This is a genomic window from Colwellia sp. D2M02 (assembly GCF_018860755.1).
Taxonomy (GTDB): domain Bacteria; phylum Pseudomonadota; class Gammaproteobacteria; order Enterobacterales; family Alteromonadaceae; genus Colwellia; species Colwellia asteriadis.
In genome coordinates, this window is record NZ_JAHKPW010000070.1 from 92,204 (window position 1) to 117,547 (window position 25,344).

At 37.8% G+C, this 25,344-nt stretch carries 23 protein-coding genes; 15 read left to right on the forward strand and 8 right to left on the reverse strand.

Annotation, left to right across the window (positions count from 1 at the left end):
* Positions 1 to 83: 83 nt before the first annotated feature.
* Together KO495_RS12845 and KO495_RS12850 are read right to left on the reverse strand one after the other, a co-directional pair.
* Entirely contained in the window at positions 84 to 2,282 is a 2,199-nt protein-coding gene (locus tag KO495_RS12845) for a TonB-dependent receptor (protein ID WP_215980808.1), read from the reverse strand.
* Between the two features lie 211 nt (positions 2,283 to 2,493).
* On the reverse strand, positions 2,494 to 4,374 hold the full coding sequence (locus tag KO495_RS12850; RefSeq protein WP_215980809.1) for a hypothetical protein: 1,881 nt from the start codon (positions 4,372 to 4,374) through the stop codon (positions 2,494 to 2,496).
* Between the two features lie 171 nt (positions 4,375 to 4,545).
* Here KO495_RS12850 and KO495_RS12855 point away from each other — a divergent pair, with 171 nt between their 5' ends.
* Positions 4,546 to 5,757, forward strand: coding sequence for an acyl-CoA dehydrogenase (locus KO495_RS12855; RefSeq protein WP_215980810.1), 1,212 nt, complete (start codon positions 4,546 to 4,548; stop codon positions 5,755 to 5,757).
* 6 nt (positions 5,758 to 5,763) lie between these two features.
* On the opposite strand, the gene KO495_RS12860 is transcribed toward KO495_RS12855, so the two are convergent.
* The 3 genes from KO495_RS12860 to KO495_RS12870 form a co-directional block, all read right to left on the reverse strand.
* Positions 5,764 to 7,077 carry an erythromycin esterase family protein gene (locus KO495_RS12860; RefSeq protein ID WP_215980811.1) on the reverse strand — a complete coding sequence of 438 codons (1,314 nt, stop codon included), beginning with the start codon at positions 7,075 to 7,077 and terminating at the stop codon, positions 5,764 to 5,766.
* A gap of 9 nt (positions 7,078 to 7,086) precedes the next feature.
* Positions 7,087 to 7,635 (reverse strand): cytochrome b, encoded by a 549-nt coding sequence (locus KO495_RS12865; RefSeq protein WP_215980812.1) that lies wholly within the window; start codon positions 7,633 to 7,635, stop codon positions 7,087 to 7,089.
* Between the two features lie 238 nt (positions 7,636 to 7,873).
* On the reverse strand, positions 7,874 to 8,788 hold the full coding sequence (locus tag KO495_RS12870; RefSeq protein WP_215980813.1) for a LytTR family DNA-binding domain-containing protein: 915 nt from the start codon (positions 8,786 to 8,788) through the stop codon (positions 7,874 to 7,876).
* Between the two features lie 324 nt (positions 8,789 to 9,112).
* On the opposite strand from KO495_RS12870, the gene KO495_RS12875 reads away from it, so the two are divergent.
* Positions 9,113 to 9,640 carry a DUF3750 domain-containing protein gene (locus KO495_RS12875; protein WP_215980814.1) on the forward strand — a complete coding sequence of 176 codons (528 nt, stop codon included), beginning with the start codon at positions 9,113 to 9,115 and terminating at the stop codon, positions 9,638 to 9,640.
* Positions 9,641 to 9,710: 70 nt separating this feature from the next.
* Here KO495_RS12875 and KO495_RS12880 read toward each other — a convergent pair whose 3' ends face one another.
* Complete coding sequence (locus KO495_RS12880; RefSeq protein ID WP_215980815.1) at positions 9,711 to 10,322, reverse strand: DNA-J related domain-containing protein; 612 nt, start codon at positions 10,320 to 10,322, stop codon at positions 9,711 to 9,713.
* A gap of 226 nt (positions 10,323 to 10,548) precedes the next feature.
* Between KO495_RS12880 and KO495_RS12885 the strand changes: the two genes are divergently transcribed.
* The 3 genes from KO495_RS12885 to KO495_RS12895 all read left to right on the forward strand — a co-directional run bounded on the left by KO495_RS12885 (position 10,549) and on the right by KO495_RS12895 (position 12,037).
* A complete protein-coding gene (locus KO495_RS12885) occupies positions 10,549 to 11,016 on the forward strand; it encodes a hypothetical protein (RefSeq protein WP_215980816.1) in 468 nt (155 codons plus the stop codon).
* A 139-nt stretch (positions 11,017 to 11,155) separates the two neighbouring features.
* Positions 11,156 to 11,395, forward strand: coding sequence for a hypothetical protein (locus tag KO495_RS12890; RefSeq protein ID WP_215980817.1), 240 nt, complete (start codon positions 11,156 to 11,158; stop codon positions 11,393 to 11,395).
* A 156-nt stretch (positions 11,396 to 11,551) separates the two neighbouring features.
* A complete protein-coding gene (locus KO495_RS12895; RefSeq protein WP_215980818.1) occupies positions 11,552 to 12,037 on the forward strand; it encodes a hypothetical protein in 486 nt (161 codons plus the stop codon).
* Positions 12,038 to 12,077: 40 nt separating this feature from the next.
* On the opposite strand, the gene KO495_RS12900 is transcribed toward KO495_RS12895, so the two are convergent.
* Positions 12,078 to 12,341, reverse strand: coding sequence for a hypothetical protein (locus KO495_RS12900; RefSeq protein WP_215980819.1), 264 nt, complete (start codon positions 12,339 to 12,341; stop codon positions 12,078 to 12,080).
* Between the two features lie 396 nt (positions 12,342 to 12,737).
* Between KO495_RS12900 and KO495_RS12905 the strand changes: the two genes are divergently transcribed.
* The 3 genes from KO495_RS12905 (at position 12,738) to KO495_RS12915 (ending at position 15,491) form a co-directional block, all read left to right on the forward strand.
* Positions 12,738 to 14,375 carry a methyl-accepting chemotaxis protein gene (locus KO495_RS12905; protein ID WP_215980820.1) on the forward strand — a complete coding sequence of 546 codons (1,638 nt, stop codon included), beginning with the start codon at positions 12,738 to 12,740 and terminating at the stop codon, positions 14,373 to 14,375.
* Positions 14,376 to 14,534: 159 nt separating this feature from the next.
* Positions 14,535 to 15,257 (forward strand): DUF1775 domain-containing protein, encoded by a 723-nt coding sequence (locus tag KO495_RS12910; protein ID WP_215980821.1) that lies wholly within the window; start codon positions 14,535 to 14,537, stop codon positions 15,255 to 15,257.
* Between the two features lie 9 nt (positions 15,258 to 15,266).
* Positions 15,267 to 15,491, forward strand: a complete 225-nt coding sequence (locus tag KO495_RS12915) for a hypothetical protein (RefSeq protein WP_215980822.1) — start codon at positions 15,267 to 15,269, stop codon at positions 15,489 to 15,491.
* Between the two features lie 77 nt (positions 15,492 to 15,568).
* On the opposite strand, the gene mutS is transcribed toward KO495_RS12915, so the two are convergent.
* Complete coding sequence (gene mutS / locus KO495_RS12920; RefSeq protein ID WP_215980823.1) at positions 15,569 to 18,157, reverse strand: DNA mismatch repair protein MutS; 2,589 nt, start codon at positions 18,155 to 18,157, stop codon at positions 15,569 to 15,571.
* A gap of 237 nt (positions 18,158 to 18,394) precedes the next feature.
* Here mutS and KO495_RS12925 point away from each other — a divergent pair, with 237 nt between their 5' ends.
* The 7 genes from KO495_RS12925 to KO495_RS12955 all read left to right on the forward strand — a co-directional run bounded on the left by KO495_RS12925 (position 18,395) and on the right by KO495_RS12955 (position 25,327).
* Complete coding sequence (locus KO495_RS12925) at positions 18,395 to 19,669, forward strand: site-specific integrase (protein WP_215980824.1); 1,275 nt, start codon at positions 18,395 to 18,397, stop codon at positions 19,667 to 19,669.
* A gap of 309 nt (positions 19,670 to 19,978) precedes the next feature.
* Positions 19,979 to 20,131, forward strand: a complete 153-nt coding sequence (locus KO495_RS12930; RefSeq protein ID WP_215980825.1) for a hypothetical protein — start codon at positions 19,979 to 19,981, stop codon at positions 20,129 to 20,131.
* A 320-nt stretch (positions 20,132 to 20,451) separates the two neighbouring features.
* Positions 20,452 to 20,634, forward strand: coding sequence for a helix-turn-helix domain-containing protein (locus KO495_RS17755; protein ID WP_215980826.1), 183 nt, complete (start codon positions 20,452 to 20,454; stop codon positions 20,632 to 20,634).
* A 173-nt stretch (positions 20,635 to 20,807) separates the two neighbouring features.
* Entirely contained in the window at positions 20,808 to 21,110 is a 303-nt protein-coding gene (locus KO495_RS12940; protein ID WP_215980827.1) for a hypothetical protein, read from the forward strand.
* On the forward strand, positions 21,097 to 22,812 hold the full coding sequence (locus KO495_RS12945; RefSeq protein WP_215980828.1) for a type IV secretion system DNA-binding domain-containing protein: 1,716 nt from the start codon (positions 21,097 to 21,099) through the stop codon (positions 22,810 to 22,812). Before KO495_RS12940 ends, KO495_RS12945 begins: the two co-directional genes overlap by 14 nt.
* The gene (gene mobF, locus KO495_RS12950; protein ID WP_215980829.1) at positions 22,806 to 23,873 is read left to right on the forward strand and encodes a MobF family relaxase; all 1,068 of its coding nucleotides are present in this window, start codon (positions 22,806 to 22,808) and stop codon (positions 23,871 to 23,873) included. The genes KO495_RS12945 and mobF overlap by 7 nt, the downstream gene beginning before the upstream one ends.
* Complete coding sequence (locus KO495_RS12955; RefSeq protein WP_215980830.1) at positions 23,798 to 25,327, forward strand: AAA family ATPase; 1,530 nt, start codon at positions 23,798 to 23,800, stop codon at positions 25,325 to 25,327. The genes mobF and KO495_RS12955 overlap by 76 nt, the downstream gene beginning before the upstream one ends.
* Positions 25,328 to 25,344 lie beyond the last annotated feature (17 nt).

Consider the following 25,344-nt stretch of genomic DNA (forward strand, 5'->3'; position numbering starts at 1 on the left):
TTCATAAAAGTGATTTTTGCTGATATTTCAATTTGTTAAGCACCTCTTAAACCGAGTTCAGGTTAAATAGCGTTAGTGATTCTCTAAAAAGTCATGGTTAAACCTATATAAGGGAATACACCAATATCTTCTTCGCCCGAAATATTGTATTCGGTTAAAGTATCATTATCTTCAGGGTCGTAGTAATAACCTGAAACATTTTCTTGTGCCATCGCGTTAATGACTGCCATGGTCCATTTTGCATCATAGCCCCAATAGGTCGTTTGATAATTCGCTTCTAAATCAAGGCGGTGATAAACCGGTAATGTTTTTGAATTTAGTTCGCCATAGTTTGGCAGAAAATGTCCCTCATGGTCGGGGTTATCTCTTAGCCCAGTGATGGGCGTATATTTTGCGCCACTACGTAAGGTAAAACGCAAACCAAAGTCCCAATGTTCGTTGAGCTGATAATTAGCAACCACATTAGCAACCAGTGGTGTATCAAGGTAATAATCGCTGGTTATATTGGTTAAGTCATCGGTACGTTCACTTTGAGACCAGCTCAGAGATGCCCAGCCAAACCAGCCATTATGACGTTCTCGCCTTACTAACCATTCAATACCTTGCGCATTACCTGAGGTATCGCTAGTGTAGTGTAAGTCATTATCGGTTACAGCAATGTCTGTATTTGTTTGCGTATGCTCATCGGTTGAGCGGGGTAAATCGGTGAGTGATTTATGGTAAATATCTAAAGAGGTGAACCATAAATCATTGAAATCATAATCAATACCCAGTGAGTAATGTATAGCCGTGGGCGACTTTATATTAGGGTTACCAAGTTTTTTTAAGGCGGTATCAACATCAGGAAACCGGCTATAGGAGCCTGCTTTAGCCTTGATAGTGACTTGATTATTAACAAACCAGTCTAGGGCAATACGCGGATGAACAAAGCTTTGCTCGGTATAGTCATTACGCTCAGCGCGTACGCCAACGGTTAATAACCAGTTTGGATTTATTGCCCAAATTTCATCAAGATATACGGCGATGTTTTGATCAGACAATGAAGCCGTATCTTGTATTCTGTCACCTTTGTATTGATTACAGTCTGCATCGTTTTCAGTACAGTAATAGGGGATCAAATCAAAATCATAATCAACATCGGTTTTGCTATAATCAATACCAAAGCCTAGCTTATGGTTATCAAACCAAGCGACTTGATAGAAAAATCGTACATCAAAGCTATTTTCATCGACATTAACAAACTGCCCTTGACCAAACTTTTCTTCAGTACTTTTTGCCGTGTGGCCAGCAACCAGTTGCATAATTTTTTGCTCATCGCCGTAAAACTGCCAGGCTAAGCTTTGCGTATCAAAACTGGTGGTCATTTTGAAATCCCCAATCGTGTCGGGATCTATTCTACCTTGCTCTGATTGCTCAGAAATATTAACGCCGCCGGTATCACTGGCACCTGAGGCGGTAAACGTGAGCTTGTACGAATCGCCTAGTAACCATTGGTATTTAGCTTGGTAATCATCACTAATTGGCGCTTTGAAAACGGTATAACCTTCATCTTCTTCACCTTCAGGCAAAAACAAATGAATTTGGCTACGACGATACGATAAATAAAAGGCGCTATTTTCAGTCACGCTACCTTCGGTCATAAAACCACTTTTGAGCATACTTAGGTCAACCGTGGTGGTGAAGTCTTGGTGACGAGGATCGCGTAATTGCACATCAAAAATCCCCCCCGTTGCATTGCCATATTGGCTACCAAAAGCGGCGGCATGTAAGTCAAAGTTTCTAATTAAATTTTCATTAAAAATACTATCGCCAAACAAGTGAAAAATATAACCTGTGGGAATATCATCTATATAAAAAGCATTATCATCGGGGGATGAGCCACGCACCGCAGGCGAGCCAGTATCTCCACCGGCATAAACAATGCCCGGTAAGCTGTAAACTGCGCTAAGAGGATCGTTACCAATACCTGCAACGCTTAACAATTGCTCTGTTTGCTCAGTCATTTCACTGTTAGCTTGGTTGCGTCTGCCGACCACGTTAATGACTTCAACCTCTTTTTCTAACTTGGCAACTTTTTGCTGCTCAGAATTCTTTTTCTGCTCAGCACTTTTTTGCGTGCCTTCATCAACAGCAAACACTGAGCTTGAGAGTAATGCACAAGTGATTGCTACTGATAGCTTAGTCCAAGTGCTAGGTAGTAACTTATATGACGAGCTTGGTAATATTTTTAGTGATGTCCCTATCGATGTGCAAAGCACGGAAGTTAACGTATTTGCTTTCATGTTTATTCCCTATGATATTTTATCTGTTTATTGCTTAGAGCTATTGATTGTTCAGATCTAATTATTAAGGGGTATTTTGGTTTACCTGCTTGTGTGAATCAGTAACGCAAGTGTTGATAACATGTGCGAGAAATGTCAGAAATTGTAAGATAAAGCTTATAGGCACTAGATAGCGTGAGTCCCCATAAGCTTTTATTGGAGGGGGGATTTGCTAATTGATAGGGTAGCCGTTGATGTTTTCTAGCCAAGTAAAGGCTACACCGTTTTGATCACCAAGTTTGATATCTAAGTCACCATCATTATCTACATCTTCAAAGCCTAAAATATTGGCTTGGCCTGCGTAATATGCATCCATTTTTTGCGAAGTAATTAATACTCTTTTTTGATTTGCCAGCGTATAAGTTATATAAGCATCACTTGGATACTGATAGGTATCATAAGTTACATAGCTTGTTGTATTATCAATAAGTTCATCTTGATTCAAATGTAAATCAGTGCTTATTGCTCTGAACTTAAAGAACAAATCAGTATAATAATTTTTAAGAATCTCATGACTAACTGCATCGTTGGAGTCTAGTGATAAATGAACTAAAAAACCTCCTTTAAGATCGTTGTGGGCAATATCGGCTCCTTTGATGCCAAGCCATTCTAAGAATGGATCTTCGTCAATATTTTCTCTGTAAATGTTAGTAAACCAAAAAGGGGACTCAATAAAGTCTATATAAGGTGCTTTTAGAACAAATAATTTTTTAACTGATGAGGTTAATCCCAGCAGACTTTCAGTTTGTAATAATATTTCGTCTTTACCTTGCTCATCAATATTTGTGACTATTAAATCTGACATCCCTACACTATATCCATCAAGTTGTAGTGTAGCTAAAGGCGATAAAGATATTTCAGTAAAGTCAAAAACTTTAATAATGGGAGTTGAAGTTCTTGCGTTAGGTATTGAGTAAGCTAAAAACAATTTGTTATCGACTTCTGCAAAGCTGTATTGCAGGACATTATCTTCAAGTTGGAATACTTGTTTTCGATTAAAGTGATTAATGGATAAGTTGAAATCCAGCGTAATGATTTCTTTTAGGTTTTCGATTAAAACTAACTTTGGTATTCCGTGATTAAAATTGACAAGGTCAGCATACTGGCTATGGGGGGTGTTACTAATGAGTGATTCAATAAAATGAGTGTCATTATCTTGCTTTTCAGATAAATAAAAATATAACGCATTTTCAGTAGAGCAAAAATAGTCATTAATACCATCTTGGTTATAATCAAACTCTCGCTTTTCTTCATCGTCAGTCACGACACAGTGCTGAGTTTTTAACAACACATCTGATGGGAAAGCTGTCGTTATCGACGAACTATAGCTCACCTCTTGATTAATTATATGCTCTGGCCATGCTTGGGTATCTTGTATTGGTTTGATGTTAACTACGGTGTCAAAATCTATAGTGGTATCGTCATGAACGATTGATAATTTTATAGGAACCTCTTCAGTTATTCCTTCACCGCGAACATACTCAGTGCCGCGTACATCACTTGGATCATATTCTGAAGTTAATGGTTTGCTAGCAAAAAATCGAACCCTTGACGGTGAAATACTTGTTAATGAGTAGTTATTATTGCCAGATAACTGCCATGAAAACCCAATTTCGGAGTTAGCGATATTATTGAGAGTGGCTTGTACATCAACATATCTCTGTGAAATAGCACCAAATGGTAGCACAAAGTCTATTTCTATTGCAGGTACGATAAAGCTACTTGTGGTTGATGTTGTATTACCTTCACTGTCAGTAACGGTTAATGAAATGCTGTATTGCGTATCTGTTGTGACGAGAGGAATATCATAAGTTATCTCTGTAACATCGCTAAAGCGTAAATTAATTCCCGCGTCTGATGTTAACTCCCAGTTAGCACTCATAGTGTCATTTTCAGTATCGGAGATTTGTGAGGTGATGAGAAACGACTCTAATGATAAAGCGCTCTGAGGGTGTATGATTTTTGCTGTCGGTGCTTGGTTTGGTTTATCATCTGAATCGTTGCAGCCAGTTACGCATAATAAACACATAAGTAATGTAATTTTGAAGCTCATAAAATCCCTTTTAACTCCTGAGTATTATAACTGACGTAAATATTTTTGAATATTTATCTTATTAGTACCGCAGGTTTTTATTGTTTAGGCGCATATTTTATGAGTTATTAAATTGACTTGCAAAAGATATTAATTAGTATTTCACCTCTTTGTTATAACGTTGAATGATACATGCCAAATTTTAGTGTAAACCAGATAAACACCAAAAACACAAAGCCAAAATTTAGCTGGCAAGATCCATTGTTGCTTGAATCACTCTTGTCAGAAGAAGAGCGCTTGGTGCGTGATAGCGCTCAGCAGTTTTGCCAAGAAAAGTTGCAACCACGTATTTTACAGGCCAACCGCCAAGAGCATTTTGATATCAATATTATGCGTGAATTTGGTGCGCTAGGATTATTAGGGGCAACCCTTGATGAAAAGTATGGTGGCGCTGGCGTAAGTCATGTCAGTTATGGGTTGATTGCTCGTGAAGTAGAGCGTGTAGATAGTGGTTATCGCAGTGCCATGAGCGTGCAGTCGTCTTTGGTTATGCATCCAATTTATGCTTTTGGCAGTGAAGCACAAAAAATGAAGTATTTACCTAAGCTCGCCACCGGTGAATTAATTGGCTGCTTTGGTTTAACTGAGCCTAATTCAGGATCAGACCCTGCCAGTATGGCATCTAAAGCGGTAGCCGTTGATGGCGGTTATCAACTTAACGGCAGCAAAATGTGGATAACCAATTCACCCATTGCTGATATTTTTATTGTCTGGGCAAAGCTTGATGGCGTGATCCGAGGCTTTATTTTAGAAAAAGGCATGGCAGGGCTATCGACTCCTAAAATTGACGGTAAGTTTAGCTTGCGCGCGTCAATTACCGGTGAAATTGTGATGGACAATGTTTTTGTTGCTGCTGAAAACCTATTGCCAGATGCCAAAGGCTTATCAGGACCTTTTTCGTGTTTAAATAAAGCGCGTTACGGTATTGCGTGGGGCGCATTAGGCGCTGCAGAGTTTTGCTGGCACAGTGCTCGGCAATATACTTTAGATAGAGAACAATTTGGTAAACCGCTCGCGGCAACACAATTAATTCAAAAAAAACTCGCCGATATGCAAACTGAAATCACCACCGGCTTACTTGCCTGTGTTCAAGCAGGCAAGTTAATGGATGCTAATAGCTTAGCCCCTGAAGCTATTTCACTGATCAAGCGTAACTCTTGTGGTAAAGCGTTAGCTATAGCACGTGAAGCGCGTGATATGCATGGTGGCAATGGCATTAGTGATGAATTTCATGTTATGCGCCACGTGATGAATTTAGAAGCGGTGAATACCTATGAAGGCACCCACGATATTCACGCGCTTATTTTAGGTAGAGCTCAAACCGGCTTGCAGGCGTTTTTTTAACTGCCTTTACTGGGATGGATTAAGATGCTTAATCATAAACATACCATCCCAGTGCTTGTTCCAGTTATTCACAGGAATGAGTGCATTATACTCATGCCCAAACATCATCATACCTTGTGCTCTGTCACTGTTAATATTTTTATAATCAATAAACAGCGCCGAGTTGTGGTCGCGTAACTCATCTTTATTGTTAGTAGCGCTATTGAAATAAGGCAATAATGCAGTTTCTAGGCGTTGCTGTTGCTCCGTGTTAGTTAATTCAGGAAGTGGGATAACCGATAAGTCTCTAAACTCTCTATAACTACCTTGAATGCCAGAAAAGTGCGCGATATAAATTTCATCGGCATAACGCTTATCAAGCAGGCTACCTAAATTGTCGTATCGACTTTGAAAGGCTCCTTGTCGGTTTAAGTGAATATAATGACCCCAAACAATCACTTTTTTATTTGGGTAAGCGTGGTCGATTAACCACTGAACGTTATCAGCCATTGGTAAATCATGTTCGTCGTGGCGGCGACTACCCCACATTACTTCCGCTATTCTAATAATGCCGTGAATTAAACGGGCTACATATTGAGCTGACTCATAACCCGTTTCGAGCGTGTTTATGTTATTGAGTTGATCATAAAGCCAATAGCTTTGTTTAATGTAGTTATCTTGCAAGTTTTTATCGGTTAATGATGATTGTCGCTCAATAATTTCCTGGCTATAACGTTTATAAAACCGCCAATCAAATTTCAGGTCTATGCTTGAATTTATCGTGCTGGGCACTGCAGCATGGCTTAAAAATTTTTTACTCTGTGTTTCAATAAAGTTAACCGCATGTTGACGGCTTAACTCTCCACTTAATCGACCGTCAAAGCCTGCTAATACCAAGGGTGTTTTGTCTTTTCTTTTACTATCAATATAGTCAAATAACTCAATGAAACTTTCATCGCTAGCATACATATAAAAAATGTTACCAGGAGCACTCTTTTTAATTGCTGTGTTTTTGTTTTGCCATATTTGTTGAACATCAAATAGTCCACTTTCTAACAACAATACTTCAAAGCCTTGATGTTGGTGCAAGTATTGAACTATTCGGCTTTTAAGTGCAAAGCCTTCTTGTTCACCATGAGTTAGCTCATCAATAAATACAATACGTTTGTCGCTAATGGCTTCACCAAAGGACGCTAAGTCATCAAAATTGTCAGTACGATTAATATCAACCTTGTTAACCTGATTAATGATGGGGTTAAGTTTATTTTCACCAACGATTTCAGCGAATGTTTCAGTAATAAAAAATGTCATTATGACTAGCACAAAGGTAAGTTTATTCATGATTAATCCTTAGGTGTTTTCACTTGGTTTTTTATTTAACATTCGGTTTAAGGTTTGGTCTTTATTAATAAAGTGATGCTTTAACGCTGCGCCCACGTGCAAGACGACAACTCCTGCAAACAAATACCCTAATAAACCATGCAGTGTTTTACCTAAGCTGCCTAATAGCTCGTTATAAGGGATCACTTGTTGTTCGCTGTTCAAGTTCTTTGGAATGATATGCCATTCAAATAGTGAAAACCCATAGCCAGCAAACCCAGAGTAAACCATACCAGATAAAGGCATTAGCATAAGAAGTGCTAATAAAAATAAGTGAACAAAATTAACTAACTTGGCTTGACTAGTACCTTTACTTGCCGACTCCCAAACATGTTTTTTTCGCCAAAAAAGTCGAGCGATAATTAATAACAAAGCAATTAAGCCAAATGATTTGTGCCAATGGTATAAAGCGTAGGTTTCAGTGTTAGCCATATATAAACCCACAAGGGTAATAGCAATAATAACGAACGCCATTACCCAGTGAAAAGTACGTGTTATTGCGATATTTGAAGTAGCCATAAATATTCTTACTGTCTGAATGAAAAGTAAAAGCACGATAAGAATAAATGAACTTTGCTACTAGTGTCTTGGGGTGAAAGTCTTTATTTTGTGACCAGTGACCAGTGACCAGTGACCAGTGACCAGTGACCAGTGACCAGTGACCAGTGACCAGTGACCAGTGGTTTTAAAATGGAATAACAGCTTAGTTACTGAGTTAAGTAAAATCGGCTTTAGCGAATTGTTATTTTTTGAACGATTATGCGTGCACTAGTGTTTTAATGGTGTGTTTCAGTTTTTTACTGATATTGATAGTTTGTTGGTTGTCTAATGTGATTTGACTGGTGCCTGAGCCGTTAGTGCTAAGCTGAATTATTTTGCTCAGGTTAACAATATGACTTCGGTGAACTTGCATGAATTGTTGCTCGGGTAAGTTAGCTAACATGTCTTTTAATGGTGTTCGCAAAATGTATTGCGTGTTTTGGCAAATAATATCGACGTAATTTCCTGCTGCACTGATTAAGTAAACCTCGTCAAAAGGTAAGGTTATTGTTAATCCTAAGTGTTCAACGTTGATGCCAGTAATTGCCGCTTTATGTTTTTCGATAGTATTGTCAGCGTGAACTAATTGCGTATCACAATGCTTTAGTGACTCACTCACGGGCTGGGTATGGATACTAGTTGTGTTATTCGTATTGTTTTCATCAGCATTGCTTTTATTGGTATTACTTTCAGATACCGAAGGCGTTGATGTTGAGTTAAGTTTTTGCTGGAACAAACTTAAGTACCAACAAAGTGCAATTAAAACAAAAGTAATACTATATTTAGGGAAGTAAGCAATAACATGAGGTATTACGGAGTCTACACGCCAATTCGCATTATCAGTGACAAAATAAATAACCTCTCGGGTAAATGTCGCTAAAAATATACTCAATAAACCGACGATAATAAAACTAGTTATTAGTGATTTTCGTTGCTTTAACCACGCTAAACTTGAAATCGTTAACGGTGTATAAGCTAACCACATTCCCCACTCTTTAAGCCACCATGTTAGTGAATCTACAAAGTCATATTGTTCAGTAAATAAATACTGACGCCAAAAAATACAATAAATATTAAAGATAATAAAATACGCTGCCCAGCCAATATAGGTATTTTTAATTAAAGAGTTCATTGGATTTATTTTAGGTTGTGTTTAAGTTGAGTAGAGGTTGAACTGATGGAGTCAGCATTAGTAAATATTGCGCGTTACCATAACAATTGAGCTTATAAATGTGAATAGTGATTTAAGTCGTTAGTGATTAAAATTAACGAAAAAAGCCCCTAGGCTACACACTAATCGCCGCGATTAAAATGCTTTTAGCTCGAACGAAGTTTAACCGTGAAGGTCAACAGCTCCTAATAATCGGCTTTAGATAAGTGTTTGCTTGCTGAGCTTTATTCGCCTTTATGATAAGCTCTGTAACTTATCTCTTACTCATGCCTGCCGATAAAAACTATGAAATATTATACAATTATTTTGCTTTTACTTTTTGTTAATGCCTGTAGTAATAATGACTGGCGTACTGCCAGTAGAGAGCCTGCTGGCATAGCACCAGTGCCAAGTGAAGAGAGCCGCGCAGTTATTGAGTTTTATGCTGCCGATGCGTTTAGTTGGCGTGGTTGGTTTGCCGTGCACCCGTGGATTGCCATTAAAGAAGAGCAAGCGAGCGAGTACAGTGTTTATGAGGTAACGGGCTGGCAAGTTAAACGAGGATTGCCTGCTATTCGAGAATATCAAACGCCGACTCCTGATCGGTACTGGTTTGGCGCTAAACCTGAGTTATTACTTTCCATTAAAGGCGACAGGGCTAAAGTGCTTATTCCTAAAATTAAAGCGGCTATTGCGTTATACCCTTGGATGAATGAATACAGTGTTTTTCCTGGCCCTAACAGTAATACTTTTGTTGCTTGGGTTGGGCTGCAAGTACCAGAGCTTGAGTTAGCACTACCATTTAATGCTATTGGCAGCGGTTACGCCAAATAAGCAGAGCCTAGACATAAACCTAAGCTAGCGTAGTCATTAAAATTGGAGTTTATAGCGTAATTTAATTTGCTTAGGCGTTACGGTAACTAATACTTAGTACTTCATAAGCTTGTCGGATTTCAATAAAGTCTTGCGCGCAGCCGCCTTTATCAGGGTGAGTTAGTTTGACTTTCTTTTGATAAGCTTGACGAATATCTGTCCACGGGCTATTTTTTGAAAGTCCTAGAGTTGCTAACGCGCTAGATACTTTATCGGCCGCATTATATCTTTGCCAAAAACCGCTAAAAAGCGTGTCGATTTCTTCAAGGGTTACGCTGGTTAAATTTTGCCAATCTAAATAGTAGTGCGCCAATTTTTTATCGCGGCTAGCCTCATCTTCACTATGGATTTTTTGTATCACAGCGGTATTGGTGTCACCGTTTTTTATAACATTAGGAACAATATAAATTTCTAATGGAAAAATTTTTAATAAAAAGCCTTCGTTGTTAATCTCTTGTTGAATTTGATAAAGCGCATTCATAATAAAAAAATTCTTTTGAAAAATAGCAATTTGGTCATCTACATTCTTATTAATAAGCGCTAACAAGTCTTGTTGACATAAGTTGATCAAATCAATCAAAGAGCACGGCTTTTTTTGTTTTCTTAAATACTCCAATATTGGCATAATTAAAGGGTTGACCATTACTACTATCCTCTTAAATTGGCTATTGCCTTAATAACTTAACATACCGCTCTAGCGAAGGAGCAGTTAAGCGTAATAATACCTACGTAAGCTTGAAAAATAATTGTTTGACCTAATTATATTGTTCAAGGGGTGATTTTTGTCTAAAGCGCAACGTTAAACTCGCAGACTAACACCTTACTTCAAAGTGCCTTAAATGGCTTAACACAGTTTTAAAGGATTAAACGTGCAGCAATTGTTGATAAAGGTATTGTTACTACTGTGTGTCAGTACCAGTGCATTATCGGTTAATTTTGCTTTAGCGATACCGCTATCTAACGCGCTGCAATCTATCTATTCTGCTTTAAGTTATGTTGATAATACTGCAAACATCAACCTTAAACGTATTGATAAAAAAAGATATGTTAGCGAAGGTAGTGAACAATATAAGCAAGTAACTCAAGTCAATGCTAAGCCGTCGTTCCACCTCGTTAAGTATGCGAATAAGCCACTTAGTTATTACATTTTGCAGCAAAACCTTAAATCTTTTTCGCACAAGCTTATCTGGCAAGCTCAGCAATTATTACAGCAAGCAATAGTGCGTGATTACCAAATATTAGAGATTGTAGCTCATCAAGTTAAAAGCCTATTAAGCGATACCTATTTAGTTATATACGCTTTATACCAACCAGAAAAATCATTCCAACTTAGCTAAAGCCTACCGTGATCACGGTTAACGTCTGACGTTAATCGTTAAATCTATTGCGGCCTCTCGTTTACAGCAGAGGCTTATGTGTCGCGTGCTTTTTTAAAAGCCGCGCCTGCTATTTTATTTTTATTAAGTTGTGACTATTGTGGAACATTTTTTATATATAGCACTTGCACCGTGGCTGGTGTTTGTTGTCTTTGGGATTTTAGCGAATTTGTTAATTAAGTGGGCTAAAAAGCGTCGTGGTATTGCCGTGGCTTTTGGTATTTTTGTGCAGATGTTTACACCTGATCCTATGGTTGAAAATACCATTAAAGTGATTCAGGTCGAGCGCAGAATAGTAAAAGAAGAAACGAGCGATAAAGTTAGTGCTAAAAAGCAATAATAGATAAGCGATGTTTTTTACTGCTTTTAGTATGAACTTTAATTATTAACTAATAACTCTGCATACCTGCCTCAATTTATATAAAGTGCAGCCGATAATGTTATTAACTTACATGAAAAAGCGCATCAGCTTGTTTCTTATCTAAACGGTAAAACTATGACGAATAATATTGGTAGCACTATTAGCAAGGCAGCGAATACGCTTAATAATCGTTTAAATGATAATAAAGCGATGGAACTACGTATTCACCGTCAAAGCACACGCGTTGATAACGAATTAACTCCGTCCTCAGTAGTAGCGGGTGTACAAGTAATGATTTCTGAGCAAGGACAGCGTCAGTTAACCCAAGAACAAGTATCAGCAGACAAGGTCGAGTTGGGTAAAGCTATTGCCAAGCAACTTAACCAACAAGCCAGTGACTCGCTAGAGCAATCAGCAGAGCCTGATGACCCACTGGAAAAGCTAATTGCCGAACTTAAAGAAAAGATTGAGGAAATAATGCGTGAGTTAACAAAGCTGTTAAATGATGACACCACGACAGCACAGGAACAAGCAAAGCAATTGAGCCAAGAATTAATTGAACTAAACGGGCAACTGTTAGCGTTGATGGAACAAAAACTAGAGCAGGCTAAAACAGGTTAAATAACCGGATTCTTTGTTAAAGCGAGTTCAAAAGTTAATATTAAGCAACTTTATGGGCATGATCTTGAATAACCTTTAAACAGAAATTTAAAGATAGCCCTGTCTTTTTACGTAAAGCTGTGGATGCTTTGGTAAAGTCCCCAGTCAATATCAAGTGATTAATCTCTTCATTAAAATGCTGAGACCACTCTATTGAATTTGACGACATTAACATATTCATCTTTGCGTTCATTTCGGTAAGCTTTTTAATTACCACAGCAAATGCCATAGCGATAATAATTAGTAATAATACCTCAAAGTTCATCTATAACTCTCTGAATCGTTTAGTAACTCGCTAAAAATTTTATTTTACGTTGCGAAGGGGGAGTAGCAAAGTGTTTTAACTCTCGGCATGACATTATATTTGCTGCTATTTAATACTGTGATTGGTATTTTTTAGCGCGAGTTGTGATATTTAGTATTGTGCTTTTATAGTATTTTTTGACGTTAATCCTCTTGTGAATACTCGAGTTAAAGCATGTTTAGTTGCGTAGAAACCTTAAAGTAAGTTCGCTCCGGTATAAGTGAAAGTGGCGAAATAAGGTGGTTGTTGCTCCAGTAAACTAATGGTAAGAAAAAACTAGGACCTCTATAGTGGATAACTATAATTATCAACTATAGTTATCCACTATAGACATTCACTTTAACTAAGGAAAAGTTAATGAATTTCAATAAAATACGTGTTAGATATACAGCCGCATTTTGTACTATTACAGCCTTTTTTATCATTTTATTATTACTGAATTATCGCTTGATTATTAAAACTGAGCAGAGTTTGATGATTTTTGGTGAAAACTTTAACCCTGCAGTTTCTGCAGTACTTAATGCCGATAGAGACTTGTATCAAGCAAAAGTTGCTGAGCAAAATGCCTTGGCTGCTTTCGGTGCTGAAAAAAGTGTCATTGACGTTGATTATAAAGACTACCAAGAAAACGCTCAGCAAGCTTACGATAGAATGAAAAAGTATCAACAGCTTATGGCGGCTTACCCTGATTCTTTACTGAAATTACAACAGTTCGATTCTGCTTTCAAAGGCTGGCGGGGCGCTTCTGAGCAGGTATTTAATTTAATTCATGAGAACAATATTCAGGCGGCTCAAAATCAAAGTGCAGGTCCAGCTAACGAAGCTTTTCAGCGCTTGCGTGAAGTTTACAATATCGCTGGTGAAGAGGCTGATATAACCAGCGCTAATGTTAGTAAGCAAACAATCGACTCGGTTACTCAAAGCCTAACGGTTATTAGTATTATAGGGGCTATTGTGGTCATTTTAACGGTCTTTGCCGGGATTGCTGCCCCTAAAGCAATGGCGGATGCATTAGATAACTTAACCGCAAAAATAAAGAATTTAAATAGTGATGATGGCGACTTTACCAAACGTATTAATTCTAAAAGAAAAGACGAAATAGGTGAGGTTGCTAGAGAATTTGATTTACTGATTGATAGTTTGTCAAATCTGATTCGTTCTATTGTTGAGCAGTCGAGCCAAGTTATTGATGGCGTAGCTCAGCTGGATGCTGGAGCGCAAAATGTTAAAAACACCAGTGAAGAGCAATTGTCATCTGTTGATATGATAGCCACGGCGGTTAACGAAATGTCTTATGCTATTAAAGAAGTTGCTCAAAATGCTCAGTTAACCTCGGATGAATTGGAAGTTGTGAATAATTTAACTGCTGAAGGAAGTAAAATAACCTCGGAAGCCGTAGAAGAAATCAATCACTTATCGGTTACCGTTGAACAGGCGGCTGAGGTTATTTCAAACCTATCAGAAAACTCTAAAGATATAGCATCAGTGTTAGATGTTATTAGAGGGATTGCAGAACAAACAAATTTATTGGCATTAAATGCTGCCATTGAAGCGGCAAGAGCCGGTGAGCAAGGACGAGGTTTTGCTGTTGTTGCTGATGAAGTGCGTACGTTAGCAAGCAGAACGCAGCAATCTACTGAAAGTATTCAGCAAATGATAGAAACTCTGCAAAAGGGTGTGAAAGAAGCAGTGACATCAATTAATAAAGGAAGCTCAAGCACACAAGCTAGTGTTGAATTATCACAGCGCACACTAACAGCATTACAACAAATTAGTGATGCGGCTACTCGAGTAGTTGATGTGGCAGCACAAACTGCAACAGCGACCGAAGAGCAGAATCAAGTGGCGGCAGATGTTAGTAAAAACATTACCACCATGTCGGATCAAACTAAACAAAATCATCAGGTTGCCGAAGAAAATGGTAACTTAGCTGGTTCAACTATGGTACTTGCCACTAAACTAAGCGACTCAGTAACGCGGTTTAAGCTAGATTAATTAGTTATTTATATTGTTATTTATGCAGTTATTTATGTAGTTATTTATGTAGTTATTTCGACTGTAACTTTAATGATAACTGCGACAATTTGTCATATTTCCTTTTTATTAATGCTATTTATAATAGCGCTTAGCTTTCATTCATAAAAAGGACAGAAAATGAAAAAGGTATTGAAAACAAGCCTATTGGCAAGCTCTTGCATATTTACGGTAGCTGTTCAGGCGCATGTTGGCGTAGCTTCAGGCCCTCACTTTGCCAATAAAACGAGCATTATCGAACTGAGTATTCCTCACGGGTGTACTGATGAAGTTTCTGGCTCTGAAGATACAGTACGTATTGTTGCTAAAGTGCCATCAAGTATTACCTCTGTTCATGCCATTGACGCTGTTTTTGGTCAAGCAACCGCTGTGTTTGTTGACGGTGAACATAGTTATAACGAAATAACTTGGGTGAAAACACCAGGCACTGAACGTGATAGTGATACTCAATATTATAAAGTGGCCTTTCGAGGTAAATTACCAGATGCAACATTTAGCACAGTATTTATTCCAACGACTCAATACTGCATTAATGATATTGAGCAGGAAATTTCTGTTAGTTGGGATGTTGAAAGCAGTGGTCATGATCATCACGGTGGCGGAGAAGGTAACCCTGCACCATCATTAATGGTAATGCCAGCACGTACGCCAGGCTGGAATCAGTATACAACAGGTGCTGATCAGCATTTGCATGATATGAGTATATTTAACGATGCAGAAATTGTGTGGTGGGATGATGCTGCATTCAGTAGCAATGTTGTCACTCAAGAATTGATTGAGGCAGAAGGTAAAGCTGCACTCAGTGAAATTCACGATAATGCGAGTTTTTGGGTGAAGTACTAAGGAGCAATAATGAAATATATTTTTCTTATTATCGCTACGCTTTTACTGACAGCTTGTAATGATAACGATAGTCCTAACTCTGAACCGACGGTAATAGAGCAATCAGACACCACGACAGAAACACCATCAGCATTAGAGGTAGCAGGATTAATACCGCAAAGTAAAACACATACTTTGTTGACTCCTAATATGAGTGAATTACCAAAAGAGTTATTGGTACCGCAACTCAATTAAACGGTTATATTAAAAACCCAAAAAGCTGCTTTTGTATTGAAGCAGCTTTTTGGGTTGTACTGGTTGTACTGTTGGAACTATAGCTGTTTCTTTAACTCATATAATAAATCTAGCGCCTGTTTTGGGCTCAAATCATCAACATTCAGCTCATGTAATGATGTGATTGCTGGATGCTCGACGGGTGTTAATAACAACTGTTCAAACGCTTCACTTTTTTCTGGTAATAATGACGGTGGTTGTTGGCTTTCTAATTCGTTTAATCGTTGTTTAGCTCGGTTAATTACCGCTTTAGGTACGCCCGCTAATTGCGCTACTTGTAAGCCAAAACTCTTACTTGCGGCGCCTTCTTGCACCGCATGCATAAAAATAATGCTGTCGTTATGCTCTACCGCATCTAAATGAACATTGGCCAAAGTATCTATTTGCTCGGCCAATAAGGTTAATTCAAAATAATGGGTCGCAAATAAGGTTAACGCTTTGGTTTTTAAGGCTAGCATTTCAGCACACGCCCACGCGAGTGATAAACCATCGTAGGTACTGGTACCACGACCTATTTCATCAAGTAGTACTAAGCTTTTGTCGGTGGCGTTATGCAAAATATTAGCGGTTTCGGTCATTTCAACCATAAAGGTTGAGCGACCACTGGCTAAGTCATCAGAAGCGCCGATACGGGTAAAAATACGATCTACTAAACCAATAGTTGCACTATCAGCGGGGACAAAACAACCAACATGTGCCAGTAACACAATTAAGGCAGTTTGGCGCATATAGGTTGATTTACCGCCCATGTTAGGACCCGTAATCACTAACATTTTACGTTGCTCAGTTAACAACACTGGGTTAGCAATAAATGTATCTGCCGTCATTTGCTCAACCACAACATGACGACCCCCTTCAATATTAATACCTGTTTGCTTAACTAGCGTTGGCTTTACATAATTAAGTGTCACCGCACGCTCGGCAAACGTGGTTAATACGTCTAGTTCGGCAATGCTTTGACTTAATTGTTGCAGTGTTGCTAACTCAGGCAACACTTGGTCAAACAGCTCTTGGTATAAGCGTTTCTCTAGCGCTAAAAACTGGCTTTGAGCGTTAAGCACTTTATGCTCATGCTGTTTTAATTCTTCAGTAATAAAGCGTTCGTTATTTTTAAGGGTTTGTCGGCGAATATAATCTTCAGGTACATCGCTGGCAGCGCTACGGCTAATTTCAATAAAGAAACCGTGCACTTTGTTGTAACCTACCTTTAGTGATTGAATTCCGGTGCGTTCTTTTTCACGCTGTTCAAGTTCGGCTAAAAATTGGGTTGCGCCATCACTTAAATCACGCAATACATCTAGCTCATCATGATAGCCAGCAGCAATAACGCCACCATCACGAATCAGCACTGGTGGGTTTTCAACAATCGCATGCTCTAATAATTCTTGCAGTGTTGGCATAGGTTGGCTTTGCTGTGCCAACGTTTTTAAATAAGGAGCTTGGCTCTCGTTTAGTGCTTCTTGTAAAGACGGTAGTTGTTGTAACGCATGGCGTAAACGTGCAAAGTCGCGCGGACGAGCAGAGCGTAGTGCAATACGAGCAATAATTCGCTCAACATCACCAAGGCCTTTAAGTAGGCCATGAATAGGCTGGGCTAAGTCAGTATTAATAATATCGGCAACAGTGTCTTGACGGCTGTTTAAAACAGTTAAGTCGCGTAAAGGAAAATGCAACCAACGTTTTAATAAGCGTGAACCCATTGGTGTGGCCGACTTGTCTAAAATAGCGGCTAGGGTGTTTTCAATGCCCCCTTGTAAATTCTGCGTAAGCTCTAAATTACGGCGGGTGGCTGCATCAAGTACAACGCCTGTATTTGCTGATTCGCTAATAATGGCTCTAATATGCGGCAGTGCAGTACGTTGAGTATCTTTAACGTATTGAAATAAGCAACCTGCTGCACAAAGCCCTAAGTGCTTATCTTCAACGCCAAAGCCAACCAGTTCTTTAGTATTAAATTGCTGATTTAATAGATTAATACTGGTTTCTAAATCAAACTCCCACTCAGGGCGACGACGTAAGCCTTTTTGCTGAGCAATTAAGTCAACGTTAGCCATAGACTCTGGGTAAAGTAACTCAGCTGGCGATAAACGTTGCAGTTCAGCCTGTAATTGCTCATTGGTTTGTGGCTCAGTGAGTACAAAGCGGCCACTTGTCATATCTAAGTAGGCTAAACCAAACGCTGGTGTAGAGTTACTTTTTTTAGCAAGGTGCGTGGTGTTTTTATCAACAATGGCAACAATTAAGTTATCTTGTCGGTCGGCAAGTAGCGCTTCATCACTGACCGTTCCTGGGGTAATTACCCTAACCACTTTACGCTCAACCGGGCCTTTGCTAGTAGCAGGATCGCCAATTTGCTCACAAAGCGCAACTGACTCACCTAAGGCGACTAGCTTGGCTAAGTAATTTTCAACGGCGTGATAAGGCACACCCGCCATTGGTATTGCATTACCACCTGTTTTGCCACGGGCGGTGAGTGATATATCTAATAAATCGGCAGCTTTTTTGGCATCATCAAAAAATAATTCGTAAAAGTCTCCCATACGATAAAAGATCAAAATATGCGGGAATTCAGCCTTAATTGTTAAGTACTGACGCATCATAGGGGTGTGTTGTGATAAATCTTGCATGTTTTAATTACGCTTTTATTTTGTTGTTCTTTGATTTTGTTCACTTTTATGTAAATTGTGTAATTTAATGAAAGGTCATGAATATTATTGAATTGTCATGAAATTACACAATTAAGTGTAGGTGTAAGTGTAGGTTTTTTTTGCTATAGTTTTTGTAGACCAAAAACCTACACTTATTCCGTTAAGTGACACTTATTTGTTGTTAATAATACGTTGGATAGAAACAGAGAGCTAGTGATGAATCATCAAACCAAAATTTTAACTTCTGCTGTGATCAGTAGCATGAAGCCTAATGATAAAGATCTTGCAGATGTAGGTGAAAATAGAGGATTAAGGGTCACTTGTGCTAATGCTGGCACTAAATCATTCTTTTATCGCTATACCAGCCCTGTGACTAACAAACTAACCCAGATCCAGATAGGGCGGTTTCCATCAATTTCACTCGCTGAAGCTAGAGTAAAATTGAAGAAGTTCAAAGACATTAGAAGGGCAGAGCGTTGTCCTGCTCTTGAGTTAAAGCAAGCTAAACAGGAAGAGCTAGAGCAAAAGAAAAAATTATCAGCAAAAATGACCGTGACTGATGTGGTTGAACTTTATTTAAGACAATACATTGAAGACAGGATTGTTGACGGTAAAAAAATAGCAGGGGCACGAATAAAAAAAGGCCAAGCTGAGACTAGAAGAACGCTCTATGGTGATGCAGTATTAGTTTTAGGTGAACGCAATGCTGATGAAGTTACGAGAAAAGATATTGTAAATATGATCATGGCAATTGTTGAACGCGGTTCAAATGTACAGGCTGGAAATGTCTTAAGGGAATTAACCGCTGCATACGAATATTGTATTGGTCTTGAAAAGTTTACTGATGAATTTGCTAACCCTGCATTATTAGCTAAAAACAGCCTAAGGCAAGCAAAAGTACGCCTTACGTCTAAAAGAGGTCAACGAGTTTTATCTGACAAAGAACTAACAAAATTTCTACAATGGTTGCCAGGCTGTGCATTTACTCAAACGCAGAAAAACATCCTTCGTTTTACGCTTTGGACAGCTTGCAGAACAGGTGAAATATGTGGTGCTGAGTGGGATGATATTGATCTTGAAAAAGCTATTTGGCACCTTAAAGCAACAAAAACAGAGGTAGAACGCTATGTACAACTACCTCAACAAGCCATAGATTTTTTAAAACAGTTAAAGTTGGTTACAGGAAAATATTTATTTCCTTCTATTAAAACAGGCTTACCAATTCAGCAAAAGTCTTTAACTGAACAGGCTTGGCATATGAGACGTGATGAACGAATGATTGAAATAGACCACTGGGTACCGCATGATCTTCGTCGAACAGTACGAACAGGTTTATCTCGTTTAGGTTGTCCTAGTGAAATTGCTGAAGCAGCATTAGGGCATGCTCGAACAGGTATTGAAGGAACATATGACCTTCATAAGTACGAAAGTGAGTGCAAAGTCTGGTTGCAGAAATGGGCTGATTATATGGATTTATTAATTGTTGATTAATCTATCCCGATTATTCGATTTTGAGAACTAAATTTATGAATAGTGAAATAAATAGATATTATTTTTTAGTCGTCACTATAATTAGAAACCTTATTTATTTATGAGGTTAATTAAATGCTTGGATTATTTAATAGGTATAAACTTAGAAAGGTCGCTAAATACTACAATATTAACTTCAATAGTAGAATGGGGCTATCAATTAACGGGCTGCTCGTTAAAGACTTTGATTATCTATTGACTTGCTACTCAAATAATAGGCTGAATTCATTCAATGATCTTCGTTTATTATATACTCATCATGAATTAATCTTGAATGAAATCGAACGTGATTTTGATAATGATAAACTGAAAGAAGAAATCAATTATCCAATCTCGATTACTCGAAAAACAGCAGAAGCTAAACTTTATCAATTAAAAGACATCATCTTAGCTCTTGTTAGTTACTATCAGATTGAAAAATAATAAGATAATATTGCGCCAGTTGTTGGTTTTGCCGCATCCCATAACAGCATTTTTTATACTGAGTTTCTCTTCCAATAATTTTGCATATTAATGAAAATAGCGAAATTGTAGCTGTGTGAAAATGTTTTAGACTGGATGTATTTCCCTATAGAACCAACCTCAAAAAACTGACTATTCTTGATAAAAGTTGTTGCAATTGTGATATGTAATTCAATGCAATAAGTCATTTCAAGAATACTCACCTTTTTCTTTTTTTCTCTTTTTTCATCCTTTACTTTTGCTGTAGCTCGCTTTTGAGCGCAACAAAAGGTAAAAATCAAATGAACAAAAATGACACTCTACTTCGACCTGCCCATCTAGCAAAAAAATTAAATGTAAATCTTGTCACTCTCTGGAGATGGAGGCAACAAAATCAGATCCCACAACCGATTAAAATTGGTCGTTTGGTTTACTGGCGAGAATCAGTAATAGAACGATGGTTATTAGAAAAAGAAAAATCATGATGACGACCAAACCCTACGCACCTCTTGTGTTTCAACACTACGTGTTGAGTGAGTAAAAGTGATCAAAAGCTTGCGCCCACACTGAAATCAATACAGGTGCAATAAACAAAAAATATTACTTTGAAAGCCTTTAAAGATAAGGGTTTCAATGATTCCTAACTAGGTGATTTAAAATGAAATATAAAAGCTTAACCCAGAAAGCTATAACTGCTAGATTTTCAATTACAGAGTATCAGCGAATTGAAGAATTAGCAGAGCAAAACGGTAGCAACCTTGCAGAAGTAATTCGAGAAGCATGGAGAAGTTATAAAAAGAAAAATGACATAGCCAAAGAGCTAGAAAGTTTAAAAGCAAATTTGCTAAAGCAGACTTTTGAAGTTTGTTCAGCAGTGGCCGGTTTAAGTGAAGATGAAAGGGTTGAAGCTATTTCTGAGCTAAAAGAGCGTTTGGGAGGCCTAGACCATGAGAGAACTTAAAAATACCTACCAATTATGGTATGAAATTGTTTTTGTGACCATTTTATTAACCTTAGTAGCAAGTTATTTTTTAATTAAATATACATGGGAAATTAATAACGATTGGGGGCCTTTTGAAGGCCATCTCAAAGTCATTCCCTTAATTATTCGAGATACTAAAGACTTTAAGTTAACAAGTTTTTACCAATACAAAGATTATCTATTGGAAAATAATTACGCTATTAAATGGTTGCTACAAATATTAATACCATTTTCGATTTGTCTGCTATTTTCATTATTTATCGCATTTAAATTATTTTGGATTAAAGGAGGAATTGATAAAGCAATTCATATAAGTGGAGGACGATTGCTTAAAGATAAGTTTGCAATAAAACATGCAAAACGAATTCTTGAAAAGGAGTATAAAAACAGCCTAACTATTGGTTTGAATTTACATCCTCAGATCACAATAAGTGAAAAACAAGAGCTAGGAAATATATTAGTTACAGGAGCACAAGGCTCAGGAAAAAGCACAGTTATAAAGCCACTTGTAAACGCAATTTCGAATACTGAAGACTTGATGCTTATTTACGATGCTAAACAAGAGTATACCCAACTATTTTTAAAGCAAAATAACTTATTACTTAGCCCAACCGATACACGTTCATTGTGCTGGGATATTGCCGCTGATGTTTCGTCGCCAGAAGTAGCCTATGAAATTGCATCATGTTTTATTTCACAATCAGGTAAAGAACCAATATGGGCTAATGGTGCGCGGTTATTATTAACTGGCTGTATGGTTTCTCTTAATCATATTAAGCCCGAATGGTCGTGGGATGACCTAAAGGACATACTCGATAAACCAACAGATGAATTAAAAAGTTTATTTGATAGGTACTACCCTAAAGCTTCAAAGTTGATTGCTGAAAATTCTAAAACAACTGATAGTTTTATAATGGAGTTAACAACTCAATTAAGTTGGCTTGATTCTGTTGCTAAAGTTTGGACGAAAGATAGTAAATATAAATTTAGCATTACTCACTGGATAGAAGGGCATTACAACTTTAAATCGTTGATTATTGCAAATGATCCAAAATATTCATCTATATCAGCGCCGTTATGCTCTGCTGTATTGTCTATTGTTGTTCGGGAAGTCTTATCTCTACCTGACGATAATAAACGTAAATTTTGGTTAGTTTTAGATGAACTAGCTGATTTACCAAAAACTCAAGCCCTTGATAAATGGCTTTCATTGGGGCGTTCTAAAGGAGCTAGAACAATTGCTGGTACCCAGAATATCAGCCAAATTCAAGCTATATACGGTGATAAAATAACCGAAACATTAACTAGTTTATTTTCAAATATTATCACGTTAAAAATAGGCTCCTCGGCAGAAACAGCGAAAAAGGTAGCTGATAATTTAGGTAAAAGGTTAGTAAAAAGAGCAAACATAAGCTTTGACAAAGAAGGTAAGCGTTCAACTAGCTACCAACAAAGTGAAGAATATATTGTGCGACCAGAGCAGCTAATGCAGCTGCCATCACCTAATAAAAATGGAATTACAGGTTATTTGTCTGTTAGTGGTTGGAATGCGGTATATGAGTTAATTTGGCCTTACCATGAACTAGAAGTAATAGCTGAAGCGCGTGTTCCTGTTGAATTGGGTGATCATAGCTTTGAAACTCTGGCGCGTGGTAGCCGAGGGAGAAAAAGAAAGTGTTAACCATCTCCCCAATACGTAACATCAAATATTATTCTGATTTGGCTAAGGAAGATTATTATCTTGATGGTGGCGAACCAAACGGAGTTTGGGCAGGTAAGGCGAGTAAATTACTTGACCTTGCAGGGGATGTGGAAACTGAAAGTTATATCAATCTTATGCATGGTTTTACGCCAGACAAGCAATATAAGCTTTGTCAAAATGCAGGGAATAACAGGCGTTACGGTTGGGACTTAACCTTTAGTGCACCGAAATCAGTTTCCACTGTTTGGGCAAGGGCTAACAATGATTTGAAGCTGAAAATTCAACAAGCTCACTTTAATGGAGTTAAAGCTGCAATAGTTTTTATTGAAGATAATGCAGCAGTAACGAGGAGGAATAAGCTAGGCCTTTTACGAGAAAAAGTAACGGGGTTAGTTTGTGCTACGTTTGAACATGCAACAAGCAGAGCTCAAGATCCTCAGTTGCATACCCATTGCCTTGTTGCTAATGCAGCACCTCGAGAAGATGGTAGTTGGGGCACTGTAGAGAGTCGTGATTTATATCTGTGGCATAAAGCTGCAGGTACACTCTATCGAGCTGAATTGGCTTCACAACTTCAAGGTTTAGGTTTTGAAGTTGAAAAAGATGGCGATGCTTTTAAGTTGTCAGTAGTGCCAGATGAAATTTGTACCCATTACTCAAAGCGAAGGGAAATGATCAAGGCTGAGTTAACCAAACGAGGCAACGCTAACAGCTGTAGCAAAAGCGGTGATATAGCCGCTTTAGCTACAAGAACCAAAAAAGAAAACGTAAATCGTTCCGCACTATATAAACAGTGGCAGAAAGAGCTTAGTGAACTTGGTTTTAATGAAAGCTACATATTAAAAGAGGTGTCCCAAGATAAAGCAACCAAACTGGATTGGTTGAATGAAATTGAAAAACCAAAACTTGATCTAACGCTAGATACCCTAGAAGAACATGTATCAAACAAAAGTCAGTTTTTCGTATGCAAGATATTTATAAGACTGCAGCTGAAATTGCTCAAATCTCAGGTGGTGGAGCTGAAAAAGCACAAGCCGTAGCTCAAGAGTTTATTGAACAGAAATTTTGTATATCACTAGGTTTAGATGAAAAGCATAACGCATTATTTACTACTCAAGCTGTTATTGATAATGAAAAAGCCATGATTACAGGGGCTAAAACCCTTAGTAAGCGAAGCCAATTCATGATCGATCATCATGCTATTAATACCGCTATTTTAACTAAATCATTTCCATTATCTGATGAGCAAAAAGAAGCGGTTTATTCAGCGTGTCAAAACAGTGCCTTTGATATTATTCAAGGCAGTGCGGGAGCAGGCAAGTCCGCTTTGATGGACTGTGTTGCCAATGCTTATAAATCTTCAGGGTATAAAGTAATAGGCTGTGCTATTGCAAAATCAGCAGCAAACAATTTAGCAGACGAAGCCAATATTGAAACCTTTACTATAGCCAAACTATTAAAAGGTACATCACTAGCTGAAAATTCAATACTCATTGTTGATGAAGCAGGCCAAGTAAGTACTAAAGATTTACGCAAACTTATTGACCTTGTAAATAAAAAAAACAGTAAATTAATTTTAGTAGGGGAAGACAAGCAACTTGATGCTATTGAGCATGGAGGTGCATTAAAGTACTTATCTCAGCCTGAAATACTGGGTAACACAAGAGTTGAAACGATAAAACGGCAGCGTGAACCATGGGCGAGGGAAGTTGTTGCTAATTTTCGTGATGGTAAAGCAGAAAAATCCCTAAAAGTGCTAGATGAAAAAGGTTTATTGAGTTTTGCAGACGATGCAGAACAAACTAAAAATTTGCTAATTGAAAAATGGAATAACTACCGAGTTAGTAATCCAGAGAAAAAATCACTATTACTAGCGCAGCGTTGGAAAGATGTTAGTCAATTAAATGATAGGGTGCGTTCAATACTACAAGCTGAAGGTAAAATTGATAGTAAAGATGTATCAATAAAATGTTCTGTTAGCGGTAAAGCCTTTACTAATAAATTTGCAATTGGTGAGCGAATACGCCTTACAAAAAATGATTACTCAAAAAACTTATCAAACGGTGATTTAGGGAACATAATTGATATTAGATCTCAAATTGATGGTAGCCATAATTTCAACGTTAAGCTGGATAATGGGAACAAAGTCATTATCAATACGAGTCAATATTGTAATGATGAAGGTCACTTATATATGACTCAAGCATATGCTATGACTGTTTATTCAAGCCAAGGTTTAACAATTGATGGCGATGTTTTTATATATTACACAACAGGCATGGATCGAGCTAATACCTATGTAGCCTCATCAAGACATAAAGATAATTGCAATATTTTTGTTAATGCTTTGGAGTTCTCTGAATCGAAGCAAATAACCAATGATGTTTTACTTAACAAAGTTATTGAAACAATGTCTATTGATAAGCATAGTCAATTAGCATCTAAGTATATTAATAAAATCGAAAAAAAGTATGGACTAGAGATAGAAGTATGATAATTATTTCCATCCCT

What these genes read in the sequence shown, in the direction of transcription:
- KO495_RS17755 (WP_215980826.1), top strand. Translation starts at nt 20,452, where the DNA reads ATGAACAAAAATGACACTCTACTTCGACCTGCCCATCTAGCAAAAAAA.
- KO495_RS12910 (WP_215980821.1), top strand. Translation starts at nt 14,535, where the DNA reads ATGAAAAAGGTATTGAAAACAAGCCTATTGGCAAGCTCTTGCATATTT.
- KO495_RS12845 (WP_215980808.1), bottom strand. Translation starts at nt 2,282, where the DNA reads ATGAAAGCAAATACGTTAACTTCCGTGCTTTGCACATCGATAGGGACA.
- KO495_RS12925 (WP_215980824.1), top strand. Translation starts at nt 18,395, where the DNA reads ATGAATCATCAAACCAAAATTTTAACTTCTGCTGTGATCAGTAGCATG.
- mutS (WP_215980823.1), bottom strand. Translation starts at nt 18,157, where the DNA reads ATGCAAGATTTATCACAACACACCCCTATGATGCGTCAGTACTTAACA.
- KO495_RS12860 (WP_215980811.1), bottom strand. Translation starts at nt 7,077, where the DNA reads ATGAATAAACTTACCTTTGTGCTAGTCATAATGACATTTTTTATTACT.
- KO495_RS12880 (WP_215980815.1), bottom strand. Translation starts at nt 10,322, where the DNA reads ATGGTCAACCCTTTAATTATGCCAATATTGGAGTATTTAAGAAAACAA.
- KO495_RS12945 (WP_215980828.1), top strand. Translation starts at nt 21,097, where the DNA reads ATGAGAGAACTTAAAAATACCTACCAATTATGGTATGAAATTGTTTTT.
- KO495_RS12915 (WP_215980822.1), top strand. Translation starts at nt 15,267, where the DNA reads ATGAAATATATTTTTCTTATTATCGCTACGCTTTTACTGACAGCTTGT.
- KO495_RS12905 (WP_215980820.1), top strand. Translation starts at nt 12,738, where the DNA reads ATGAATTTCAATAAAATACGTGTTAGATATACAGCCGCATTTTGTACT.
- KO495_RS12855 (WP_215980810.1), top strand. Translation starts at nt 4,546, where the DNA reads ATGCCAAATTTTAGTGTAAACCAGATAAACACCAAAAACACAAAGCCA.
- KO495_RS12900 (WP_215980819.1), bottom strand. Translation starts at nt 12,341, where the DNA reads ATGAACTTTGAGGTATTATTACTAATTATTATCGCTATGGCATTTGCT.
- KO495_RS12895 (WP_215980818.1), top strand. Translation starts at nt 11,552, where the DNA reads ATGACGAATAATATTGGTAGCACTATTAGCAAGGCAGCGAATACGCTT.
- KO495_RS12870 (WP_215980813.1), bottom strand. Translation starts at nt 8,788, where the DNA reads ATGAACTCTTTAATTAAAAATACCTATATTGGCTGGGCAGCGTATTTT.
- KO495_RS12940 (WP_215980827.1), top strand. Translation starts at nt 20,808, where the DNA reads ATGAAATATAAAAGCTTAACCCAGAAAGCTATAACTGCTAGATTTTCA.
- KO495_RS12955 (WP_215980830.1), top strand. Translation starts at nt 23,798, where the DNA reads ATGCAAGATATTTATAAGACTGCAGCTGAAATTGCTCAAATCTCAGGT.
- KO495_RS12865 (WP_215980812.1), bottom strand. Translation starts at nt 7,635, where the DNA reads ATGGCTACTTCAAATATCGCAATAACACGTACTTTTCACTGGGTAATG.
- KO495_RS12875 (WP_215980814.1), top strand. Translation starts at nt 9,113, where the DNA reads ATGAAATATTATACAATTATTTTGCTTTTACTTTTTGTTAATGCCTGT.
- KO495_RS12850 (WP_215980809.1), bottom strand. Translation starts at nt 4,374, where the DNA reads ATGAGCTTCAAAATTACATTACTTATGTGTTTATTATGCGTAACTGGC.